This window comes from Psychrobacter pocilloporae, from assembly GCF_029872915.1.
GTDB lineage: Bacteria > Pseudomonadota > Gammaproteobacteria > Pseudomonadales > Moraxellaceae > Psychrobacter > Psychrobacter pacificensis.
Genome location: NZ_PGFT01000001.1, coordinates 2,115,428 through 2,136,548 on the forward strand (window position 1 = coordinate 2,115,428; position 21,121 = coordinate 2,136,548).

At 47.4% G+C, this 21,121-nt stretch carries 17 protein-coding genes; 6 read left to right on the forward strand and 11 right to left on the reverse strand.

Annotation, left to right across the window (positions count from 1 at the left end; genetic code table 11):
• The first annotated feature begins 82 nt into the window (after positions 1 to 82).
• The 3 genes from CUR83_RS08990 to CUR83_RS09000 all read left to right on the forward strand — a co-directional run bounded on the left by CUR83_RS08990 (position 83) and on the right by CUR83_RS09000 (position 3,210).
• Positions 83 to 1,459: a glycosyltransferase gene (locus CUR83_RS08990; protein ID WP_093068198.1), complete on the forward strand. Its 1,377-nt coding sequence runs from the start codon at positions 83 to 85 to the stop codon at positions 1,457 to 1,459.
• Between the two features lie 112 nt (positions 1,460 to 1,571).
• A complete protein-coding gene (locus CUR83_RS08995; RefSeq protein WP_227517199.1) occupies positions 1,572 to 1,904 on the forward strand; it encodes an agmatine deiminase family protein in 333 nt (110 codons plus the stop codon).
• Positions 1,837 to 3,210 carry an NAD-dependent succinate-semialdehyde dehydrogenase gene (locus CUR83_RS09000; RefSeq protein ID WP_284719510.1) on the forward strand — a complete coding sequence of 458 codons (1,374 nt, stop codon included), beginning with the start codon at positions 1,837 to 1,839 and terminating at the stop codon, positions 3,208 to 3,210. Before CUR83_RS08995 ends, CUR83_RS09000 begins: the two co-directional genes overlap by 68 nt.
• 88 nt (positions 3,211 to 3,298) lie before the next feature.
• On the opposite strand, the gene CUR83_RS09005 is transcribed toward CUR83_RS09000, so the two are convergent.
• The 3 genes from CUR83_RS09005 to CUR83_RS09015 all read right to left on the reverse strand — a co-directional run bounded on the left by CUR83_RS09005 (position 3,299) and on the right by CUR83_RS09015 (position 7,940).
• Positions 3,299 to 4,738 carry an APC family permease gene (locus CUR83_RS09005; RefSeq protein ID WP_071001854.1) on the reverse strand — a complete coding sequence of 480 codons (1,440 nt, stop codon included), beginning with the start codon at positions 4,736 to 4,738 and terminating at the stop codon, positions 3,299 to 3,301.
• A gap of 301 nt (positions 4,739 to 5,039) precedes the next feature.
• On the reverse strand, positions 5,040 to 6,299 hold the full coding sequence (gene gabT / locus CUR83_RS09010) for a 4-aminobutyrate--2-oxoglutarate transaminase (RefSeq protein WP_071001855.1): 1,260 nt from the start codon (positions 6,297 to 6,299) through the stop codon (positions 5,040 to 5,042).
• A gap of 177 nt (positions 6,300 to 6,476) precedes the next feature.
• Positions 6,477 to 7,940: an NAD-dependent succinate-semialdehyde dehydrogenase gene (locus tag CUR83_RS09015; RefSeq protein WP_071001856.1), complete on the reverse strand. Its 1,464-nt coding sequence runs from the start codon at positions 7,938 to 7,940 to the stop codon at positions 6,477 to 6,479.
• 224 nt (positions 7,941 to 8,164) lie between these two features.
• On the opposite strand from CUR83_RS09015, the gene CUR83_RS09020 reads away from it, so the two are divergent.
• A complete protein-coding gene (locus CUR83_RS09020; protein WP_071001857.1) occupies positions 8,165 to 8,929 on the forward strand; it encodes an IclR family transcriptional regulator in 765 nt (254 codons plus the stop codon).
• An 8-nt stretch (positions 8,930 to 8,937) separates the two neighbouring features.
• On the opposite strand, the gene CUR83_RS09025 is transcribed toward CUR83_RS09020, so the two are convergent.
• From CUR83_RS09025 to CUR83_RS09035, 3 genes are all read right to left on the reverse strand, one after another.
• Complete coding sequence (locus CUR83_RS09025; protein ID WP_284719511.1) at positions 8,938 to 9,153, reverse strand: hypothetical protein; 216 nt, start codon at positions 9,151 to 9,153, stop codon at positions 8,938 to 8,940.
• A 102-nt stretch (positions 9,154 to 9,255) separates the two neighbouring features.
• Entirely contained in the window at positions 9,256 to 10,473 is a 1,218-nt protein-coding gene (locus CUR83_RS09030) for a CaiB/BaiF CoA transferase family protein (RefSeq protein WP_284719512.1), read from the reverse strand.
• 217 nt (positions 10,474 to 10,690) lie between these two features.
• A complete protein-coding gene (locus CUR83_RS09035) occupies positions 10,691 to 11,875 on the reverse strand; it encodes an acyl-CoA dehydrogenase (RefSeq protein WP_284719513.1) in 1,185 nt (394 codons plus the stop codon).
• A 205-nt stretch (positions 11,876 to 12,080) separates the two neighbouring features.
• Between CUR83_RS09035 and CUR83_RS09040 the strand changes: the two genes are divergently transcribed.
• On the forward strand, positions 12,081 to 12,911 hold the full coding sequence (locus CUR83_RS09040; protein ID WP_284719514.1) for an IclR family transcriptional regulator: 831 nt from the start codon (positions 12,081 to 12,083) through the stop codon (positions 12,909 to 12,911).
• 44 nt (positions 12,912 to 12,955) lie between these two features.
• Here CUR83_RS09040 and dld read toward each other — a convergent pair whose 3' ends face one another.
• Positions 12,956 to 14,698 carry a D-lactate dehydrogenase gene (gene dld / locus CUR83_RS09045; protein WP_284719838.1) on the reverse strand — a complete coding sequence of 581 codons (1,743 nt, stop codon included), beginning with the start codon at positions 14,696 to 14,698 and terminating at the stop codon, positions 12,956 to 12,958.
• A 26-nt stretch (positions 14,699 to 14,724) separates the two neighbouring features.
• The gene (locus CUR83_RS09050) at positions 14,725 to 16,428 is read right to left on the reverse strand and encodes an L-lactate permease (protein ID WP_186474243.1); all 1,704 of its coding nucleotides are present in this window, start codon (positions 16,426 to 16,428) and stop codon (positions 14,725 to 14,727) included.
• 236 nt (positions 16,429 to 16,664) lie between these two features.
• Here CUR83_RS09050 and CUR83_RS09055 point away from each other — a divergent pair, with 236 nt between their 5' ends.
• Entirely contained in the window at positions 16,665 to 17,570 is a 906-nt protein-coding gene (locus tag CUR83_RS09055) for a LysR family transcriptional regulator (RefSeq protein ID WP_083328836.1), read from the forward strand.
• 96 nt (positions 17,571 to 17,666) lie between these two features.
• Here CUR83_RS09055 and CUR83_RS09060 read toward each other — a convergent pair whose 3' ends face one another.
• The 3 genes from CUR83_RS09060 to rtcR are packed head-to-tail and all read right to left on the reverse strand — an operon-like array spanning position 17,667 to position 21,083.
• Positions 17,667 to 18,362: a haloacid dehalogenase type II gene (locus tag CUR83_RS09060; RefSeq protein ID WP_071001863.1), complete on the reverse strand. Its 696-nt coding sequence runs from the start codon at positions 18,360 to 18,362 to the stop codon at positions 17,667 to 17,669.
• A gap of 57 nt (positions 18,363 to 18,419) precedes the next feature.
• Positions 18,420 to 19,403, reverse strand: a complete 984-nt coding sequence (locus tag CUR83_RS09065; RefSeq protein WP_284719515.1) for a Hint domain-containing protein — start codon at positions 19,401 to 19,403, stop codon at positions 18,420 to 18,422.
• Between the two features lie 18 nt (positions 19,404 to 19,421).
• Positions 19,422 to 21,083 (reverse strand): RNA repair transcriptional activator RtcR, encoded by a 1,662-nt coding sequence (gene rtcR, locus CUR83_RS09070; RefSeq protein WP_071001868.1) that lies wholly within the window; start codon positions 21,081 to 21,083, stop codon positions 19,422 to 19,424.
• Positions 21,084 to 21,121: the final 38 nt, after the last annotated feature.

The window sequence follows — 21,121 nt, forward strand, 5'->3', positions numbered from 1 at the left end:
CTTTTTATCTTGATGGTTGAGTTTTATGCGCTTTTAACTGACAATAGCAGCTTGATCCTCCTAACCTGTGACCTATGTTATTATGAAAGTGATGCGCCTACTGTCGTCTTTGAAGCATGATGAATCCGAGCGCGGTATTTTTCATCTTGGGCGCGCACTGGTCAAAAACGGGCATACCTCGATCATTGTTTCTAGCGCTGATGAGAGCAATGACTTGGTCAGACGGCTCAAGCGTGATGGCAATCACTATCATCAAGTCCACATGAACAAAAAATCGTGGCTGTCATTGCTGCAAGTTTCAGCACTACGGCATTTGATTGAGAAGTATGAGCCTGATGTCATTCATGTACATTCGCGCACCCCTGCATGGATATTGCATTTAGCATTGCGCCGAGCGCGGGTCAAGCGTTTCCCAAAGCTGGTCTCGACCATGTATGGGTTTTATCCTATCAATAAATACTCTCAAGCATTGCTCAATGTCGATACAATTATAACGGTCTCTGATAGCGTCACCCAATATCTAACAAGAAGACTGCGCCGCGAGGAAGCCGATCCCAAAGTCATCACGCGTATCTACCGCGGCATTGATACTCGGCGCTATCCTTATCGGCACAATCCATCGGTCTATTGGTTGCGTCATACCTTTGCGGAATATCCTGAGCTTGAGCATAAGAAGTGGCTCGTATTTCCAACGGTCATTGGCAATGAGTATGGTCAAGAATGGCTGATTGATATCTTGGGCAATCTACAAGAGCAATTTCCCAATATTCATGTCATCATTATGGACGATGATGATAAAGATGGTGATGTCGCTCATGAAGACTTTCGTCAACGTACTCACAGTCTGGGGTTGGCTGAGCGCATTACTTATGTGGGTAGCAAGCGTAATGACATGCGTGAATGGCTCTCAGCGGCCAATATCGTTATGGCACTTGCCAATGAACCAGAATCGATCGGCATTAATGCCCTGCAAGCGATTCATTTGGGCACACCTGTCATTGGCTGGGATAAAGCCGCCTTTAGCGAAATCTTACAACCGCTCTATCCGCAAGGTTTGGTAAAAGAACACAATGCCAACTCGTTATGTAAAGCGGTGCGCAATCAATTAGAAAGTGTGACGCGACCTGAGATGACCAACAAATTCACCATGCGTGAGATGATCGAAAAGACAATCGCGGTATACCAAGGATTGTACGATACTGCGCTGGCAGAAGAACAGGCTGAGGCCGATGCGCTCGCCGTACGAAGAACCAAAAGAAGCCTTAAAAAGACCTATAAACCTGCCTTTGGTGCGGCGGTCAAACATGTCGAACCCATCCCCAAACGCCCAAAAGTCAAATTGATCAAAGAAAAAGCAAGTAAAGCGGAATCGCCAGAAATAGAAGATGAAATAAAAGTAGAAGAAACAACAAAAGTAGATATCAAATCAGAAGCACCTGACGCTGATCAAAAGTCATAAGCTGACTGCCTACCTCTATCTGTGCAGGAGCCAATCTCAGTCATGATGAGATATATTAAGCAAAAAAATGCCATTTCCAGCAATGGAAGTGGCATTTTCAATCTGTATTAAGATGAGTATTCAGTTTAAAGTTACAGAACACGAGCCTAATAAGTCATTGGTGTATGTGCACTTTGAAAAAATCTTTACTCAGCATCAAGTAGTGGGAGTACGCACAAAAGAGATTGTCCATGGCGGCGGTAATATTCATTGTATTACAATGAACCATAATAAATCGCACTTATTAGCGAATGAAAGCATAGCAGCAACTGAAAGTATAAGCATAAACACAAAAATGGATTTTAAACCCAAAAACACGCTAAAAATAAGGAAAAAGTATGAGCGATTATCAAATCAACAATCCAGCCACTGGCGAACTAGAAGCCACTTACCCTACCGCCACTGAACAAGATATCCAGCAAGTCATCGAGCAGGCTGACAACGCCTATCAAGACTGGCGTCAAGTCTCATTGAGTGAGCGCAGTGCACTACTGCATAAAATTGCCGATAGCTATCTGGAACGTCAAGACGAGCTGGCTCGTATTGTGGCGGGTGAGATGGGTAAACCCGTTGCACAAGCAAAGGGTGAAATCGGTCTGGTCGCTGAGATCTATCGTTACTATGCAGACAATGCTGAGCAGCTACTCGCGCCGAATACCATTGACGTTGATTCAGGATCAGCTTCGGTAGAAAAACGTCCTGTTGGCGTTCTACTCGGTATCATGCCGTGGAATTATCCGCATTATCAAGTGGCACGTTTTGTCGCGCCAAACTTTATGGCAGGTAATACTATTATCTTAAAGCACGCGCCTCAATGCCCTAAGACTGCAGAAGTTATCGCTGATATGTTCAAAGAGGTCGTCGTACCTGAAGGTGTTTATAACAATATCTTTGCCACCAACGAGCAGGCAGCGACTATTATTCATGACAAGCGTGTACAAGGTATCTCACTCACTGGCTCTGAGCGCGCTGGACAAGCCGTTGCCAAAGAAGCAGGCGGCGCACTCAAAAAAGTCGTGTTGGAGCTTGGCGGCTCCGATGCCTTTATCGTTGCAGCAGATGCCGATATCAAACAAGCGATAAAAGGCGCGATCTCTGGTCGTTTTGGTAATGCCGGCCAAGCCTGTAACGCCGCCAAACGCCTAATCGTGCTTGAGTCTGTCTATGACAAGTTCATTGAGGGCTTTACTGATGCTGTACGTGGTATGACATTGGCCGATCCTCTTGATGAAAAAACCTTTATCGGCCCAATGTCCTCAAAGGCTGCCGCGGTCAATCTGCAAGCGCAGTTAGATAGTGCCGTTGAAGCAGGCGCGACGGTCCTAGTAGAAGGTGGACTGGTCAAAGATAAGCCTGGTGCATGGTTCAAACCTGCGGTACTAACAGATGTCACTGAATCAATGGATGTCTACCGTGAAGAGTTGTTTGGTCCTGTCGCCGTCGTCTACAAGGCTCGTGATGTCGATCACGCTATCAAGATTGCTAATGATGTGCCTTTTGGTCTTGGTGCTTCTATCCAAACGCAAGATGCTGCCCTAGCTGCTGATATTGCTGATAGATTAGAAGTGGGCATGGTCACTATCAACGCGCCGTCTGGTACCGAAGCCAATACCCCATTTGGCGGCGTTAAACGTTCAGGATTTGGTCGCGAGCTTGGTACGCTTGGTATCACTGAGTTCTTAAACTATAAGCTTATCCGTGATAAGTCTTAATCGTATAAGCACTTGATTGTATGCACTAAAAAAGCCTAACGTTTGACGTTAGGCTTTTTAAGGTAGTTAACTGACTAAAATGAGACTATTATTTATATGGATTTTCTTTTAACCATTGTTGATTAATGATTTTGAGCTCATGCAGCTCATGATCCATAATCTCTTTACTCTTACCAGGGTTTTTCATTGACGCATAGCCATACATTGCGCCGCCAAGAACCGTCCAGCCAAGGAAAATCCACCACTCGATAGGAACCAATGCCGACGGCATACCTGGCAGATAAAGCGCCAACATACCAAGGCTGAGTATGATTGTGATGACACCAACCAATTTACCTGCTGGTACTCTAAATGGACGTATCATATTAGGCTCACGGTAGCGTAGCACTAAAAATGACAATGCAACACAAGTATAAGCGATAACGATACCAAAGCCGCCCGCATCAACAATCCACACGAGCATTTTGCGACCAAATAATGGCGCTAGTGTTGCAAGGCCACCGATCAACAAGATCGCATTGACCGGGGTGTTGTATTTAGGGTGTAGCTTGCACAAGAACTGTGGCAACATGTGCGTTTTACCCATGGCGTACAATAAGCGACTGCCACCAATAAGAAACGCGTTCCAGCTTGATAAAATACCCAGTACACCGCCGATAACCAGCAGCGTACCTGCCCATTTACCATTCCAAGCGTTGGTCATCGCATCAGCAGTCGCCAATGTTGAATCTTGTGCTTGCAATAGCGGCAGGGTTTTGCCCACACTCCAAGCGACAGCCACGTACCAAAGCACGGCAATGATAATAGAGACAATCAAAAATTTGCCGATATTTGGACGCGTTAGGTTGATTTCTTCTGCGGCTTGTGGAATCACATCGAAGCCCACGAATAAAAACGGTACCATCACCATCACCGTCATGATACCGCCCATACCACCGATAAAGTTTGGTGCTTGTACTGAGTTGGAGGTTTCAGGATTGAATAATAACGCACCAACGAATAGTAAGATACCGACGCAGAAAATACCGACGACGGCCAACTTTTGGAACCACGCACTGACTTCCATACCGCGTATATTGAGCCAGGTGACAATGATGGAGCCAAGCATACCGACAGCTACCCACGTGGCATAAACATCCCAGCCTGCGACATTCCAAAGATAGCCTTGACTATAATTGGGAATGACATATTCGACAACGGTTGGCAGTGCCACCGCCTCAAAAGCAACGACGGAAAAATAACCAAATAAAATACTCCATGAGCAGATAAAGGATATATTTACCCCCAGTGCACGGTGTGTATACGTGTGCTCGCCTCCTGTGATAGGCATAGATGCCGCCAATTCAGCATAGGTCACGCCAATCAAAACCACCACAAGACCGCCAATTAAGAATGCACTGATTGCGCCCCAGATGCCTGCCGAGATAATCCAACCACCCGCCAGCACGACCCAGCCCCAACCAACCATCGCACCGAATGCCAGCGCAATGATATCGAACACACCTAACGTTTTCTTTAATTCAGACATAACCTACTCCTTGTCTGTGTGTCATCCGTGTGAACCTTTTATGGTTACACTATTTCTATTTAATGGAGTAATACCCATCATATTTACTGTATATCGTTTCCGCCAAAGAAAGCCGATTGCTCGTTGTTTGATATTCACATAGCAAAAACGGCGCCTTGACTTGCAAGGCGCCGTTTAAAATCACACTCCATGTGAGTGTCATAAGGGCAACCTTGCCGTTATCTTCACTATAACTTTTCAATCAAAATCAATGTTTGATTAGAAGCGATCCATCGCTAAATTTTATGACACTCGATAACTATTAAGCTGCAAGGATATCTTTAATGATATCAAGACCTTCTTGTAGCACCTCGTCTTCAACTGTTAATGGCACCATCACACGAATAGCATTGCCATACATACCACAAGACGCTAGTAGCAAGCCTTGCTCAAATGCTTTTGCTTTTAGGTTGGCTGCTGCTGCTGCATCAGGTTTGCCTTCGCTATCAATCAATTCAAACGCTAGCATCGCGCCTTTATGACGGATATGACCGATGCTGCTTAGGTTCAAGCCTTTTAAGAACGACGCGATGGTATCGCCAATCTCGATACTACGCTCCAGTAAGTTTTCTTCTTCGATCACTTCCATGACAGCAAGCGCAGCCACACAGGCGAGCGGGTTACCAGAGTAAGTGCCACCTAAGCCGCCGACTTGCGGCGCATCCATGATATCAGCACGGCCGATGACCGCAGAGATAGGATAACCACCCGCCAAGCTTTTCGCGGCAGTCATCAAATCAGGCTCGACGCCTAACTGTTCAGTGGCGAACAACGTACCTGTACGAGCAAAACCACACTGTACTTCGTCAAAAATAAGCACGATGCCATGCTCATCACAGATCTCGCGTAGTGCTTTGGCAAATGATGGCGTTACCTGATGGAAACCGCCCTCGCCTTGGACTGGCTCAACAATCATCGCTGCCACTTCACTCGGATCGATGTCTGCTTGGAAGATCATATCAAGGCTATGTAGCGCTTGTTCTTCGGTCACATTCAACTCTTCTGCAGGGAACAATGCATGGAACACAGGTCCTGGCATTGGGCCGAAGTTCTTTTTGTATGGCAGTACTTTACCAGTCAGGCTCATGCACATCATGGTGCGACCATGCCAGCCACCAACAAAAGAGATCACACCTGGACGCCCCGTTTTAGCACGTGCAATCTTGATGCAGTTTTCGACCGCTTCTGCGCCAGTAGTCAAAAAGAACGCTTTTTTATCACCGCTGATCGGTGCTTTTTCACACAGCTTTTCTGCCAAATCCACATAGCACTCATAGTTGATCATTTGCGCCGCAGTGTGCGTAAATTTGTCGAGCTGCTCATGCACACGCTGGGTGATTTTTGGATGGCTATGACCGGTGTTCAATACTGAGATACCACCGACAAAGTCGATATAACGCTTGCCTTCAATGTCCCAAATCTCTGAGTTCTTTGCTTTTTCTGCAAAGATAGGAAAGGCAACCCCAAGTCCTGTTGGTAAAACAGCTTTGCGGCGCTCAAGTAATGACTGATTGGTAGTCATGGGAATGTCCTTTTCTGTGTTCGTAACATAAATGCCATCTAGTGATTGGCGGTTCAGTTGATACCTTTTAGATATCGAGGGATGTTTGTTTAAGATAAAACACCATTCGACATCTAAAATGTTTCGTTAAGTTTTTTGTTAAACGAATGTTCTGCTAAATGCTAGCCGAGTTATTTATTAGCTGATGTCAGAACACCAGTATTTAGTCGTAATATAGTCTTCGATACCATATTTTGAACCTTCACGACCAAAACCAGACTGTTTTACGCCGCCAAATGGGGCAACTTCTGTAGAAATCAAACCCGTGTTATGGCCGATCATGCCGTACTCTAACCCTTCAGTGACGCGCCATGAGCGTGCATAGTCACTACTATAGAAGTAAGCGGCCAAGCCATAAATGGTATCGTTGGCAGCACGAATCACTTCTGCTTCGTCTTTGAAGGTAAATATGGTCGCAATTGGTCCAAAGATTTCTTCAGAGGCGATATCCATATCACTGCTGATATCGGTAATAACGGTTGGGTTATACGTCAGCTCTGAGGCGTCATTGACACTACCGCCCGTGACCAATTTGGCACCCTTATCTAAGGCGTCTTTTAGCAGGGCTTGAACTTTATCTAACGCTTTTTTGTTGATAAGCGGTCCAATATCGACGCCTTCTTCTAAGCCGTTACCTACTTTTAGTTCAGCGACTTTTTTGACAAAGACGTCTAGGAACTTATCTTTGATGCTGTCTTGCACGTAGACACGGTTGGCGCACACACAGGTCTGACCCGCATTGCGATATTTGGAAGCGATAAGGCCTGCCGCCGCTTTCTCAAGATCAGCATCATCAAAAACGATAAATGGCGCGTTGCCACCCAGCTCGAGTGATAGCTTTTTAATAGTCGGCGCGCATTGTGCCATTAGCGTACGACCGACTTCTGTAGAGCCTGTGAACGACAGCTTATGAATACGTGCATCGCCTGTTAGGATTTCACCAATGGTTGATGATTTGCCCGTTACAATCTGGAGCACGCCTGCAGGAATACCCGCTTGCTCTGCCAAAGCGCCCAATGCTAATGCTGAGAATGGCGTTTCGGTGGCTGGTTTGACGATAATTGTACAGCCTGCTGCCATCGCTGGAGCGACTTTGCGCGTGATCATCGCCGCTGGAAAGTTCCAAGGGGTGATGGCGGCACAAACACCGACGGGCTGCTTGAGCACGACGTGACGTAATTGCGTACTATTGGCAGGAATGACATCACCGTAAACGCGCTTGCCTTCTTCGGCGAACCAGCGAATAAAGCTATTGGCATAACCGATTTCGCCGCGTGACTCAGTAAGCGGCTTGCCTTGCTCAGCGGTCATGATGATCGCAAGATCTTCTTTATTGGCATCAATGAGATCCGCCCACTTTTGCAACAGCTCTGCACGCTCTTTAGCCGTTTTTGCCGCCCAAGCAACTTGCGCTTCATGAGCATAGGCAACGGCGTCATTGACATCATCGGTCGTGAGGCTAGGCACGGTACCGATAAGCTCGTCGTTGAATGGGTTATTGACTTCAAGTACCGCCTCGTCACTGGCAGCATACCAGCCGTCTTTGATAAAACAAGATTGTTTGAGTAGGTCTGGATTGGATAACTGTAGCGTATTTGACATGTTAACGCTCCTTCCTTGTCATATAGGTATGTTTATAAGAGTGGATATAATAGTAGTCATGAGATAATGATTGATAATTGTTTTTTTGTTCAATATACTGAACACGTATTCTATATACGAGACATCATTATAAGAACGATATGTCGTGATTTGCAACCCTTAATCGCATTATTTTGATAATTATCTTGTGCTTTTTCATTTTATTTTACTTTTATAGGTTACTTATGAGCTCGACTGCCGTACCTGCCTTAGACAAAACCTTTCAGATTTTGGACTTGATTACCGATAGCGCCCAGCCGCTGACAGCCGCTCATATTGCCAAAGAATTGGGGCTTCCTCGCAGCTCTACGCATAATATTTTGCAGAGCCTACTGTCCAAGCACGTCATTTATAAAGATCCTGAAAGCCGCTTTTATTTGGGCTCATATCTAATGTATTGGGCGGGAAAGTACGAGCAGCAGCAAGGCGTTGTACGATTGTTTAAGGATTTGATCGTGCAGTATCCGGTGCTACTGCAACACACGGTGACGTTGTCAAAACTGGATTTGGGAGAAGTGGTGTTTTTGGCCTGCCATGAATCACCTGCCCCGCTTGGTTTTACCTTTCGTGCAGGCGTGCGCGTGCCTGCGGTATTTTCGGCGACAGGCAAAGCCATGCTATCCACATTGTCGATGGATAGCATAAAGTCACTGTATAAAGAAAAGTTCCCCACACCCATGACCCAACATGGCGTCAAAAACTTTGCGGATTTATCCACTGAGCTTGCGGTGATTCAGGAAAGTCGAGTGTCGCTCGATAATGGGCAGTTGCGTGATGGGATGTACTGCTTGGGCACGTATATTCGTAATGCATCCGGCACGGCGGTCGCTGGCATGGCAGTGAGTTTTCTGCAAGGAGAGTATGAGTCCAAACGGGCTGAGGTCAGTGCGGTATTGATTGAATTGGCCGAACAGATTGAGCGGCATTTGGGCTTTATAGCTGACTCATAATTGATTGCTTATGTGACGTAGTTGCAAGATTCATTATCATGAACGGCTAATATGGGCGCGATACCGATATCGGTGACAGCGGTAACCTCTAAACCCAATGCTGCTGGTGCTTTTAACAATTCCGCCATACGCTCTGGTATCTCTAAAGGCTCATGCATCTTGTCATAAGAAAAATAGGGCAACGGTCTATACAGACTTAGGTTTTCATGGCTATATATTTTCATGCTTAACATTCCTTGTTTTACACTACTTGGTTTAGATTGTTTTGTTTAAAAATTCCATTTTTTAGTATTTGTCACTGTAAAGATACTGTGGCAAGCATTGAACTAAACAATGCCGTCCGCCTTTAGCTTGGCGATTATCTCGCTGTCGTAGCCTAAATCAGCAAGCGTACTATCGGTATGCTCGCTCAAACGCGGTGGCGGTGTGCGATAGCTGACAGGGGATGCCGATAATTTGATGGGATTGCCAAGGGCGCGAACGGGGCTGCCCTGCTGAGCGAAACTCACGATCATTTCTCGCGCTTGTGCTTGCGGCATCGCCAAAGCTTCGGCGACGTTGTGAATCGCACCGCAAGGTACACCGACCTGATCCAAAGCTGCAAGCCAGTAAGCACGTGGCTGTTTGGCAAATATTTTAGTCAGCTCAGCACAAAGCAGCTCACGATTGGCAACGCGATTGGGATTGGTCGCAAAACGTGCATCAGTATGCCAATCGACTGACAATACCTCACACAGTTTGGCAAATTGATGATCATTACCGCACGCTAAAATAAAGTGCGCCTCCCCTTTAGCCGCAAATACTTGATAAGGCACAATGTTGGGATGCTGATTGCCCAGTCTTGGTGGAATCTTATCTGAAGCCAAATGATTCATGCCGACATTGGCCAGCATAGACAGCGCACTGTCTAAGAGTGCGACATCCACGTGTTGACCAACGCCAGTATGTTGACGCGCCAATAGCGCCGCTTGGATACCAATCGTCAGCTGCAAACCTGCAAATAAATCAATCACTGCGACGCCAACTTTGTGCGGTTCGCCATCACTTGGTCCTGTGATACTCATCAACCCTGACAACCCTTGAATAATATAATCATAACCGGGACGCTTGGCATCAGGCCCTGTCTGCCCAAACCCTGTCAAAGACGCATAAATCAGGCGCGGACTGTCTTGCTTGAGGCTGTCGTAATCTAGGCCGTATTTTTTGAGACCACCGACTTTGAAATTCTCTACCAAAATATCACTGTCAGCGATGAGCTGTTTGATTATGGTCTGCCCTGCTGGCGTGGTGATGTCTACCGTGAGCGATTTTTTATTGCGATTGATGGTAGCGTAATAAGCGGAGGTGTCATCGCTGAAGGTTGGCGGTGCCCAGTGGCGCGTCTCATCACCGATATGTGGACGCTCAACTTTGATGACGTCTGCGCCCAGATCGGCGAGCACTTGCGTACAAGAAGGACCTGCCAGCACTCTCGACAAATCAAGCACTTTGATACCCTGCAATGCACCTTTTGGTATATCCGTCATATCAGTTATATCTGCCATGAAATTCCCTTACTCTGTGGCGTATTCTTCGATTTTCTGATTAGAAAATTGCTATTCATCATTTAGTTTTTTGCGTTGTTTAATGACCCACTGTTAAATAAATGGTGAGTAACAACTGAAAAACGTACGCCACTGTCGATACTCTTTTTGATAAAAAGCCAAGCAGCAACGTACGTCATGAAGTACAACTTTGTTAAACATTCTTAGCTAAAAGCAATTAAAAGAACGCCTGAATGCCTGTCTGTGCACGGCCTAAGATAAGCGCATGAATATCATGCGTGCCCTCGTAAGTATTGACGGCTTCCAAGTTCATCACGTGACGGATGATGTGGAACTCATCAGAGATACCATTACCACCATGCATATCGCGGGCAATACGAGCGATATCGAGCGCTTTACCGCAGTTGTTACGCTTAATGAGCGAAATCATCTCAGGTGCAGCGTTGTCTTCATCCATCAAACGACCGACACGTAGCGCGGCCTGTAGACCTAAGCTGATTTCGGTTTGCATATTGGCAAGCTTTAACTGCACCAGTTGGGTGGCAGCAAGCGGACGACCAAACTGCTTGCGATCTAGCGTGTATTGACGCGCCGCTTTCCAGCAAAACTCTGCCGCGCCCATACTGCCCCAAGCGATACCATAACGCGCTTTATTCAAGCAGCCAAACGGCCCTTTTAGACCGCGGATATCTGGGAAAGCATTGGCTTCAGGAACGAACACTTTGTCCATGACGATCTCACCGGTGACCGAGGCGCGTAGTGAGAACTTGCCTTCGATTTTCGGCGCAGATAGGCCTTTCATGCCTTTTTCTAAGACAAAACCACGAATCTCGCCTGCATCATCTTTTGCCCAGACCACAAACACATCCGCGATAGGACTGTTGGTAATCCACATTTTATTACCCGTCAGCTCATAACCACCATCAACGGCGCGCGCACGCGTCGACATTGAGGCAGGATCAGATCCCGAATCTGGCTCAGTCAGACCAAAGCAGCCGACGTACTCACCTGTAGCAAGCTTTGGCAGATACTTTTCTCTTTGCTCTTCAGTGCCATACGCCCAGATCGGATGCATCACAAGGCTTGACTGCACACTCATCGCTGAACGGTAGCCTGAGTCGACCGCTTCCACTTCCTTGGCAATCAGACCGTAAGCGACACTGGACAAACCCGCACAACCGTAACCTTCGATGGTCACGCCAAGCAGACCCATCTCACCCATTTGACGCATGATATTACGATCAAAATGCTCATTACGGTTGGCATTGATGATGCCAGGCATCAATTCCTTTTGAAAAAACTGACGGGCGCTGTCGGTGACCATGCGCTCTTCTTCAGTAAGCTGGTCGCGTAATAAGAAAGGATCTTCCCAATCAAAGCGTGGGCTGGTCGATGTTGGCATGTGTCTCTCCTTGATATCAGTCATCCTGACTGACGAATAGTGGTTGATACATCATTTGGTTTAACAAGTTATTGACTTTGTTATTCCGCTGTGCGAAACTTTGTTTCATAATATAAAACTATTTAAACAAACTTTCGCCATCCTGTAAACCTTTATTAAAAAATAGGCATCAAAAGAGATAATCATTAAGAGAAATGGAGATAAAATGACAACATCTACATCGGCAGCTACCTCACTACTCGGACGAATGGATCACCTAATGGGTCAAAGCAAGGTAGAGAACGATCGACAGTTTGTGACGGCACTAGGTCGTGGATTGGTTATACTGGCTGCCTTTGAACACCATGAGCGCCTTACCCATCAGCAACTATGTCAGATGACCAAACTGCCAAAAGCGACCATTAGTCGCCTGATTCATACCTTGACCACGCTTGGGTTTTTGCGTACTAATGAGCACGGACAGTATCAATTGGGTAGTAGTGCGGTACGCCTAAGCGCGACCGCATGGAGTCGTCATGACATGGTGGCCTATGCTGAGCCACTATTACGGCAGTTCGCTAGCGAAAATGAGGTATCGGTAAATCTAGCGACCGAAGTTGAAGGAGAGATGCGCTATCACGCCTGCTGTCGTAGTCCTGCACGCCTATCGGTCAACTTGCAGGTTGGCTCAGCGGTGCCGGTGGCACGTACTGCCATTGGACGGGCTTTTTATGCAGTAAGCTCTCAAGCGAGACAGGCAATGATTATTAGCAATTTGAAAGAGAATTTATCTGATGAAGATTACATTCACGCACAGTCAGCGCTCACTCAAGCAGCCCAGCACTATGAGCAGTACGGCTATACCGTCTCTGATGGGGAGTTCTCTACTGATATCTTGGCAGTCGCGGTTGGCGTCTATGATGTCGCGACTGGGCAATACGCCTATTCGCTCAATGCCAGTGTACCAAGCGCTAATTGGGAAGCGGACGACTATGCGGCAATCATAGTGCCAAAATTGCAGGCGTTGGCGGAGCGGATTGGCGGTGGTGATGCGTAAAAGTAAGCGACTGTCGCTTCAAGCTTCATCACCATTATAAATGGCTATAAACAGCACGCGCAGTTACGTTTGGTTTTTGGCATTTGACCGATACCAGGGTTAAAAGTATTGGTAGGATCTAGGCGCTCATAAAATTGCTGCAAATCAGGTTCGGCTTCATATAAGTGGCCGACATTATGCTCAGCAGGGTATTTGGCACCGCGCTTGTTTAATAGCTCAAGCATCATCTTTTTGACCTGCTTGGCATCACTGCCCTTTTTTAAAATATAATCTTGATGAAACACATAACAAAAAAAGTGACCGTAATACAGCTTTTTTTCTAAGTGCTGAGTGATGCTCTCAGGCAAATTTTCCAGCCAATCAAGCGTGTTACGCGGGATAGCAATATCGAGCGCCAGTATCTCTCCGGCGGTTTCTTCATGCATGACTTCATAACGTATGGCGGCCCCTGCAGCAGCAAAGCGATGCAAAAAAGCGCTGTCTGACTCAGCTTGCGTGCAGGTAAAATAACTACCCGTTTCTGAATCTGCAAAAAACGACTCTAAAAAAGACTGCGCCTCATAGATGCCATCATCGCTCATTTTGATAATCAGGTGATGCTCATACTGGTTGCGGTACTCAAGCATGCGCTTGGGCAAATGCTGCGGCAATACTTGGGCGATCATTTGCATGACTTTATCGGTCAAATGATTGGGCACCCATGACCATTTACTCAGTTTGGCATCAATACTGCCTTTGATAGAAAACAGCTTGGGCAAAGCATTGGTACCCAGATGCTTGATGCTCAAAAAGGTGTCTTTGCCGTACTTGGCAGACACATCAAATATATCGCGGTGCATATATTCGCCCACTTCAGGGACGTTTTTAAAGCTCGATAGTATTTGTCGTCTCAGTAGTGCCAACTCCTGCACACTATTGCTACCGACATAAAAGGTTTGCTCTTTGGTCGCGGTGGGATACGTATCCAGACGAACGGCAAAAACAGCCAACTTGCCTGCACAGCCACTGGCTTCATACAGCCTGCGCTTATCCGCATTAAAGCGGCTCGGCGTGTCGGCATTGACATCCTGTATTCGGGCGACATACTCTTTGTCTGAGGCCAGTTTGTTGCTTTGGGATAACTGTGACTTGTCAAAATAGCCGTTTTGTAAATTGGTGAGGATTTCTTCTGGCGTATCGCCCAATTCAACCTCTAAATGATTCACCAGTACCAGCTGACCGTGTTCATTAATCTGAGCAAACAGCGACAGCTCTGTGTAAGCAGGGCCTCGTTTGACCAGCGCGCCGCCTGAATTGTTAGACACACCGCCGACGATTGACGCGCCTAAAGTCGATGAGCCAATCACCGAGTGCGGCGCTCGATTGACCGCTTTTAACTCGTTTTGCAGTTGATGCAAAGTCGTACCCGGTAGGCTGATAATTTGCTCATTATCATTGATCAAATACAGCTTATTTATCGCCAGTGTATTGATCACCACCACGGGTCTGTCGTAGTCATCACCGCTAGGCGTTGAGCCTTCTGTCAGACCTGTTTTGGCCGCCTGCATGATGATGATACAGTTGCCCTCAACACACACTTCCAGACATTGCCAAATCTCCAGCAGCGTTTGCGGAAACAACACTGCCAGCGCGCTACCGCCGCCTGAGCGCCAGCCCATGCGGTAGTGCTCATTTTTTGCTGGATCTGCCTGTATATTGGCAGCACCCAGTATTTTGGTCAATTTAACCAACACCTGCTCTGATGGTAGCTGGCTTGTATAGGAGGCGGTCGATCGATAACGGTTCATTACTTGCTCTTTTTTTTGCTGTGCATTCATAAGGTTAGCGGTCCTTGAAAGCCAAAGAAATAAATGGCTGCCATAACGATGATGCCACTGAACAACACATAATAGATGGTTGGTAAGATGGTGCGTCTCAGCGTCGCACCCTCCATCCCAAGCAGCCCAACGGTTGCTGATGCGGCCACCACATTGTGAATGGCAATCATGTTACCCGCCGCGGCGCCAACCGCTTGTGCTGCGATGATGAGTGAGGGCGAGATGTGCAAGCTCATGGCCGCTTCATACTGGAACTGACTAAACATCATGTTTGACACAGTATTCGAGCCTGCGATAAACGCACCTAGGGCACCGATGGTTGAGCTGATCAGCGGAAAGGCGCTGCCAAACGTGCCTGTAAACAACTCAGCACTGGCAACTGGCATACTCGCGACATCGGATAGATTGACCCCAGAGTTGATAAAAATCCGCACCATAGGGATGGTAAAAATAAGCACAAACCCAGCGCTTAAGACGGTTTTGCTTGATTCGCTCAAAGCATCACCCAGCGCACGCGTTGGATTTTTAGTTTGTACAAAAGCTGCGATTAAGGCGCTGATTAACAACAGGCCGCCGGGCAAGTATAAAGGACTAAAACCTGCACTGATATCGGCCTCGCCCAAAATCGTATTAAAGTCTAGCGTGGCGCTGCTGAGCAAGTCCTTAAAGCCAGCAAACATTCTCGAACACACCAGTAGCAGCGCCACTAGCAAGTAAGGAAACCATGCCATCAGCGTAGACATGGTCTTGCCTGCTGGGGTCGCCACATCTTCTTTGCTGACCACCAGTTTACCCATCCAATCGCTTGGCCAGCTGCTTTTGGCTTCAAAGTCCCACGTGGTCTTTGGTACCAAAAATCCTTTTTTAGCCGCCTGAATGACAATCGCCACACTGACCAGTCCACCAACCAACGATGGAAATTCAGGACCCAAGAAAATGCCCGTTAAAGCGTAAGGTACAGTGAAGGCCAACCCTGCAAAGATGGCAAAGGGCCAAATGGCTAAGCCTTCTTTCCAGCTTTTATTTTTACCAAAAAAGCGGGTGAGCATCATCACCATCAGCAGCGGCATAAACGTCCCAATCACACCGTGAATAATCGCCACTTGGGTGGTAATCAGTTGTAAAAATTCTTCCCATTGCATGCCTTCTTGCGCCAGCAGCGCACTGATGGCCACGGTATCTAGACCCTTATTCACCCCAATAACAATCGGCGTACCGACCGCCCCGAACGATACGGGCGTGCTTTGGATCATCATCCCCATAAGCACCGCACCCAATGCAGGAAACCCTATCGCGACCAGCAGCGGTGCCGCAATTGCAGCCGGTGTGCCAAAGCCCGATGCACCTTCCAAAAACGTACCAAAACACCATGCAATGATGATGGCTTGCACTCGGCGGTCAGGCGATACGTTGATAAAACCTGCACGAATCACTGCTATAGCGCCCGTGTGTTTTAGAGTATTTAATAAGAACAGCGCACCAAATACGATCCACAATACCGATATCGTAATCACGGTCCCTTGAAGAATAGAGGACGACACGCGGTTAAACGTCATGTCCCAAATAAAAAGTGCGAGCGCGGCAGTCACCGCCAAAATGATCGGCATGGTTTTTTTGGCCGACCATTGTAGACCAATAAGAAATATGCCACTGAGTATGATTGGCAATAGGGCAAGTAACCCATAGACAGTCTGATTCAAAATTCCCTCTCCCTGTTATCGTCTGTGCATCCTTGAACACCACTCTTAAACGCCGCCCTTAAACACAGTCCTTACATACAGCCACTCAATCGCTCAGATTAACAGCCTCATTGTGCTTAGGGTAGAATTCACACACTCTACGCTTTACAAGTGCAAAGATAAACAGCATGATCAGACAAGGTTATTTTCCTTTTTTGCTATAATACGAAATATATTACCCTGATTAGAGAATCGGTATGATTAAAGCTGATGACATGGTTTTGTTTGTTTTGGTAGTCGATGAAGGCTCTTTTTCCAAAGTTGCTGACAAACTGGCGCTGACCAATTCTGTAGTGAGCAAACGTATCGCGCGCCTAGAAGCCAACTTAAATGCACAACTGCTCTACCGAACCACCCGAAAACTCAGCTTGACCGATGCCGGCCGAACGCTGTATCACAAAGCCAAATTGGCTCAGCTTGCCTTTCAAGAAGCGGAAAATGCTGTCACAGGCTACGGCGAAAACATGAAAGGCTATATCCGCGTCACCGCCCCTGTGGTCTCTTCTGACTTACTACTCAGCACGGCTATCGCTGAATTTTGTAAAAAATATCCTGAGATAACCGTAGAGCTATACATCACCAACCGTTTGATTGATTTGGTCGAAGATGGCTTTGATTTGGCCATCCGAACGGCGGAGCTTGAAGACTCCTCCTTGATTGTCAAACGCCTGATAGACAGTCAATGGGTGATTTGCGCCACCCAAAATTACCTCAACAAATATGGTACGCCGCAAACCCCCGCCCAACTGCAAAATCATGATTGCCTGATTTATAAATTTGATAACACCAGTAGCGACTTGTGGCCGTTATATGAGGATGGTGCTGAGCTGCTGTTGCCTGTCTATGGACGCTTTTATAGCAATCATTTAAGCGCTATCAAGCACGCCGCGCTTAGTGATTTGGGCATTGCTTTTTTGCCGCAAGCCTTGGTCTATAACGCGTTACAAGAGCAGCGCCTCACGCAGATTTTGCAGCCCTTCACGCGCAAGCGCATGGGTATGTACGCGGTGTATCCCAAAGCGCGCCAGCCTGACCAAAAGCTCAAACAACTGGTTGCTTATTTGCAAGACGCGCTAAAAGACAAAGAAGCCTACTACTGCTAAAGCACTAGTTTTATAAGCGGCCTCACACCCAACTGTTTTATCAGATATAAAAAAGCCACCTGTTTGGATGGCTTGTTTGATGTTTCTTTTTGGGCGTTATGAGTCGGTGTTTTGCGCAATGATTTGCTGCGCTAATGTGCGTAAGTCATCCGCCATATAATCGGGCGTTGGTACGTTGTTGGCGGGCAATAACGCATTGTGCGGACGCAATAAAAACGCGCCCTGACAGCCTGCTGCCTGCGCGCCTATCGTATCCCACAGATGGCAAGCGACCAAACACAGCTCGGATGTAGGCACAGACAGTGCCTCGGCGACCAGATTGTAAGTCGCAGGTGCGGGTTTAAACTGACGCACCGCCTCAATATGAAATGAGCGCTCAAAAAATTCGCTCAACCCCGCCTTTTCTAGCGGTGGCGGTGACTCGCTGGACTCTGAATTGGTCAAGGTCACCAGTCGAAAGCCTGCCTCCTTAAGCAGCGTCAGCGCGGGCACGACATCGGCATACGCGGGCATCTTGCCCATGCGCGTCTTTAGCTCGTCAATATCGGCATCGGCAATCTCAACGCCATGAATATCAGCAACCATCCGCAGCGCGCCGACCCCAATCTCACCAAACGGCGTATACAGTCCTGATAAGGTCAGGGTTTGCGAGTACAGCACCAGCTGGGCGAACCATTCGCGCAGTATGCTGCCATCATTAAAAAGGCGGCTAAATAAAGGCGTAAGGGTACTGATATCGAGCAAGGTTTCATTAACATCAAAGACGAGAATCGGGCGGGTGTCGGTGGGCATGCGTTTTCCTATTATTATTGTTATTGTGGTTTTGGGTTAGGTTAGCATGGATGATGCCTACGAGTTTGTAGCGTTTACACACACCGCATCGTGTCCAACAAAATATGTATGATGATCTGCCACTTCTATATTATAGACATGATCCTCATAAGGGTTAGGACAGACATCGTTATAGCGTTGCATCTGCTCGTGAATACTGCTCTCTAACAATCCTGTTGCATTACCATATCTTTCAATGTTAGCTAGAGCCTTTTCAAATAACTTTTCATCACCAATACTGTTATCCTTGACTACCCTTCCATCAAAAATTAAAGGCGAATACATTTCTTTTATAAACTTACCAATTGTGTGTGTAGCAGGATCTTTATCTTGACTAAACCTCACATTCAATGTTTTATAAAGCTCAGGGTCTACAATAAAAGGTGCCCTTTCATTAATAACCAACTTGGCATCGGAAGTTTGCATATTAACGGTTTTGATCTCTTCTTTGAACGCTTCTTCTGTATTGGCTAAACTGACAAACTGGTAGCCATCATCCGTAAATCTCACAAACTGAACCAGACCGTCTGTCTCCCATAAGTCATGTTCCTCAATACTTTGAGTATAAGCTATACCTTCAGGGAAGTTCGGCAAGGTACGCACAGGGATGAACGAGTAATCATCAAGCGCAATCGTATCACCATGAGCAGAGGTTAGATATCCAGCTGGCAAGCGCTCCGCCGATAACCACTCACCCTCTAAATCTTCAGGATTTCTTTTTACCCAAAATGGGTGATTGCTGGTGCATAAGATATAATTGCTACCCTCTTCTCCTCGCGCATCAGCGGTCTCATTAAAATACTCAACTTTAAAGATGCGTTTCTTATTGGGTGATTTAAAGGTGCTAAGTACGGGTTTGTACTCTATATCACCGACCCCACCTTCGGGCTTAGAGAGTACAGGCTTTGATAAAATAAGATCGCCCACTTTGATATCCTGAATCGGCACTAACCCTTTATCCGTATGAACGAGCGTTCCTGCGACAAATCCTGTGTTATTCATATCCTCTCCTTTTTAATATTATCGTTTTAATCCATCAAACCTCAGCCCAAACTTTAGCAGATACTTCCGCAGTCGGTCGCTGTCATTGTTACTTTTTAGCTGGTTTCTGGAGTTGGCATACAGATAGCGCCCTGCCGCCGCTTGGCTGCTGTGCTGATAGCAGACCTCAATCACATACGCCAGCTGCACCGCATCAAACGGGTCGAGCGCGTCTTTGTCGTCGCTTGATAGATGGCGGCTCAGCACCGTATCTGCGTGCGCTTGCTGCTCAGTTAGGCTGGGCGTATCCGCCTTGTCCACTTGATGTTGCGCGCTACTAGGTAATGCCCACAGATGCTTAAGGCGGGTGATTTCTGCCTTAACATCGGGCATACGAATCACTTTGCCCTCGCACAATGTCGTTAAGCGCGTCATACTGGCGCTTAAATCACGAAAGTTGCCCTGCCACGTCGCCTCAGAACTCATGGCAAAGTCTTCAAAGTACGCACGCGCCTCAGGCTCAAAGCGGTACTGGTACTGCTGCTCGCTGCCCAGACGCGCCAGCTCGTAATCAATATTGGCGGGTAAGTCCTCGATACGGTCTTTTAACGACGGTAAAAAAAACGTCCACGTGTTCAGACGCGCAAACAAGTCGGCACGAAATTCGCCGTCCGCGACCGCTTGGCGCAAATCCTTATTCGTCCCTGCCATCAGCTGAAACGACACATCAATGGGCGTATCGCTACCGAGCGGATAAAAGCGCTGCGCCTCAAGCGCAGTCAAGAGCATCGCCTGTTCGTCCAGCCCCAGCTCGCCGATTTCATCCAAAAACAGCAAGCCACCGTCCGCTGATTTGAGTAGCCCCTCACGGCTCGACGCCGCGCCCGTAAACGCGCCTTTGACATGACCAAACAGCACGCTCATTGCCGTATCGCCGCGCAAGGTGGCGCAGTTGACTTCGACGAACGCGCCGAGTGCCTGTTTGTTGTTGGCTTTGTTTTTCTTGAGCGTATAGATTTGCGTTGCCAGTTGCGACTTGCCCGCCCCTGTCGCGCCCATCAATAAAATCGGCGCGTTGGAGCGCGTGGCGACTTTTTCAATATCAGCAATCAGCTGTTGATAGGCGGCGTTTTGGGTAACAAGATTGGCTTGTAAGGTTTGCCAATGCTGGGCTTTTTCGGCCTCAAAACGCGCGCGCAAACTGTCATAACGCGACACGTCCAAATCAATGACTTGATAGCGCCCTTGTGGGTCGTATTGGTCAGGCTTGGGACACGGCGAGGTCTGAATCAAATCGGCAGGCAAAAACCCCGCCTCAACCAGCAAAAACCAGCAAATCTGCGCCACATGCGTCCCTGTGGTCAGATGCAGCAGATAGTCTGTGTCTTCACGAAAGGCGAAGCCTGTGACAAAGTCATACAGCTCAGCATAGACATCGGCAAAATCCCACGGACTCGCCAGCGTCACCCGATGCCCAATGACTTTGGTATTGGCGCTGACCTGCGCCACATCATCAACGATGACGTTGAACAGTCGCTTGTCGCGCTTGCTATAGAGGATATGCAGCTCATCGACCAGCAGGTCATCATGCAGGCACAGGCTGACGCTCGGCCGCCAGCGCTGCCAACGTTTGTCATTAAAGCCGTTGTCCAAGGTCGTACCGAGAAAGCCGATAACGGCGGTTTTATGACATTTAATCATGTTGCTTTTACTCATAATAATGCGCTTGGCTTATTGGT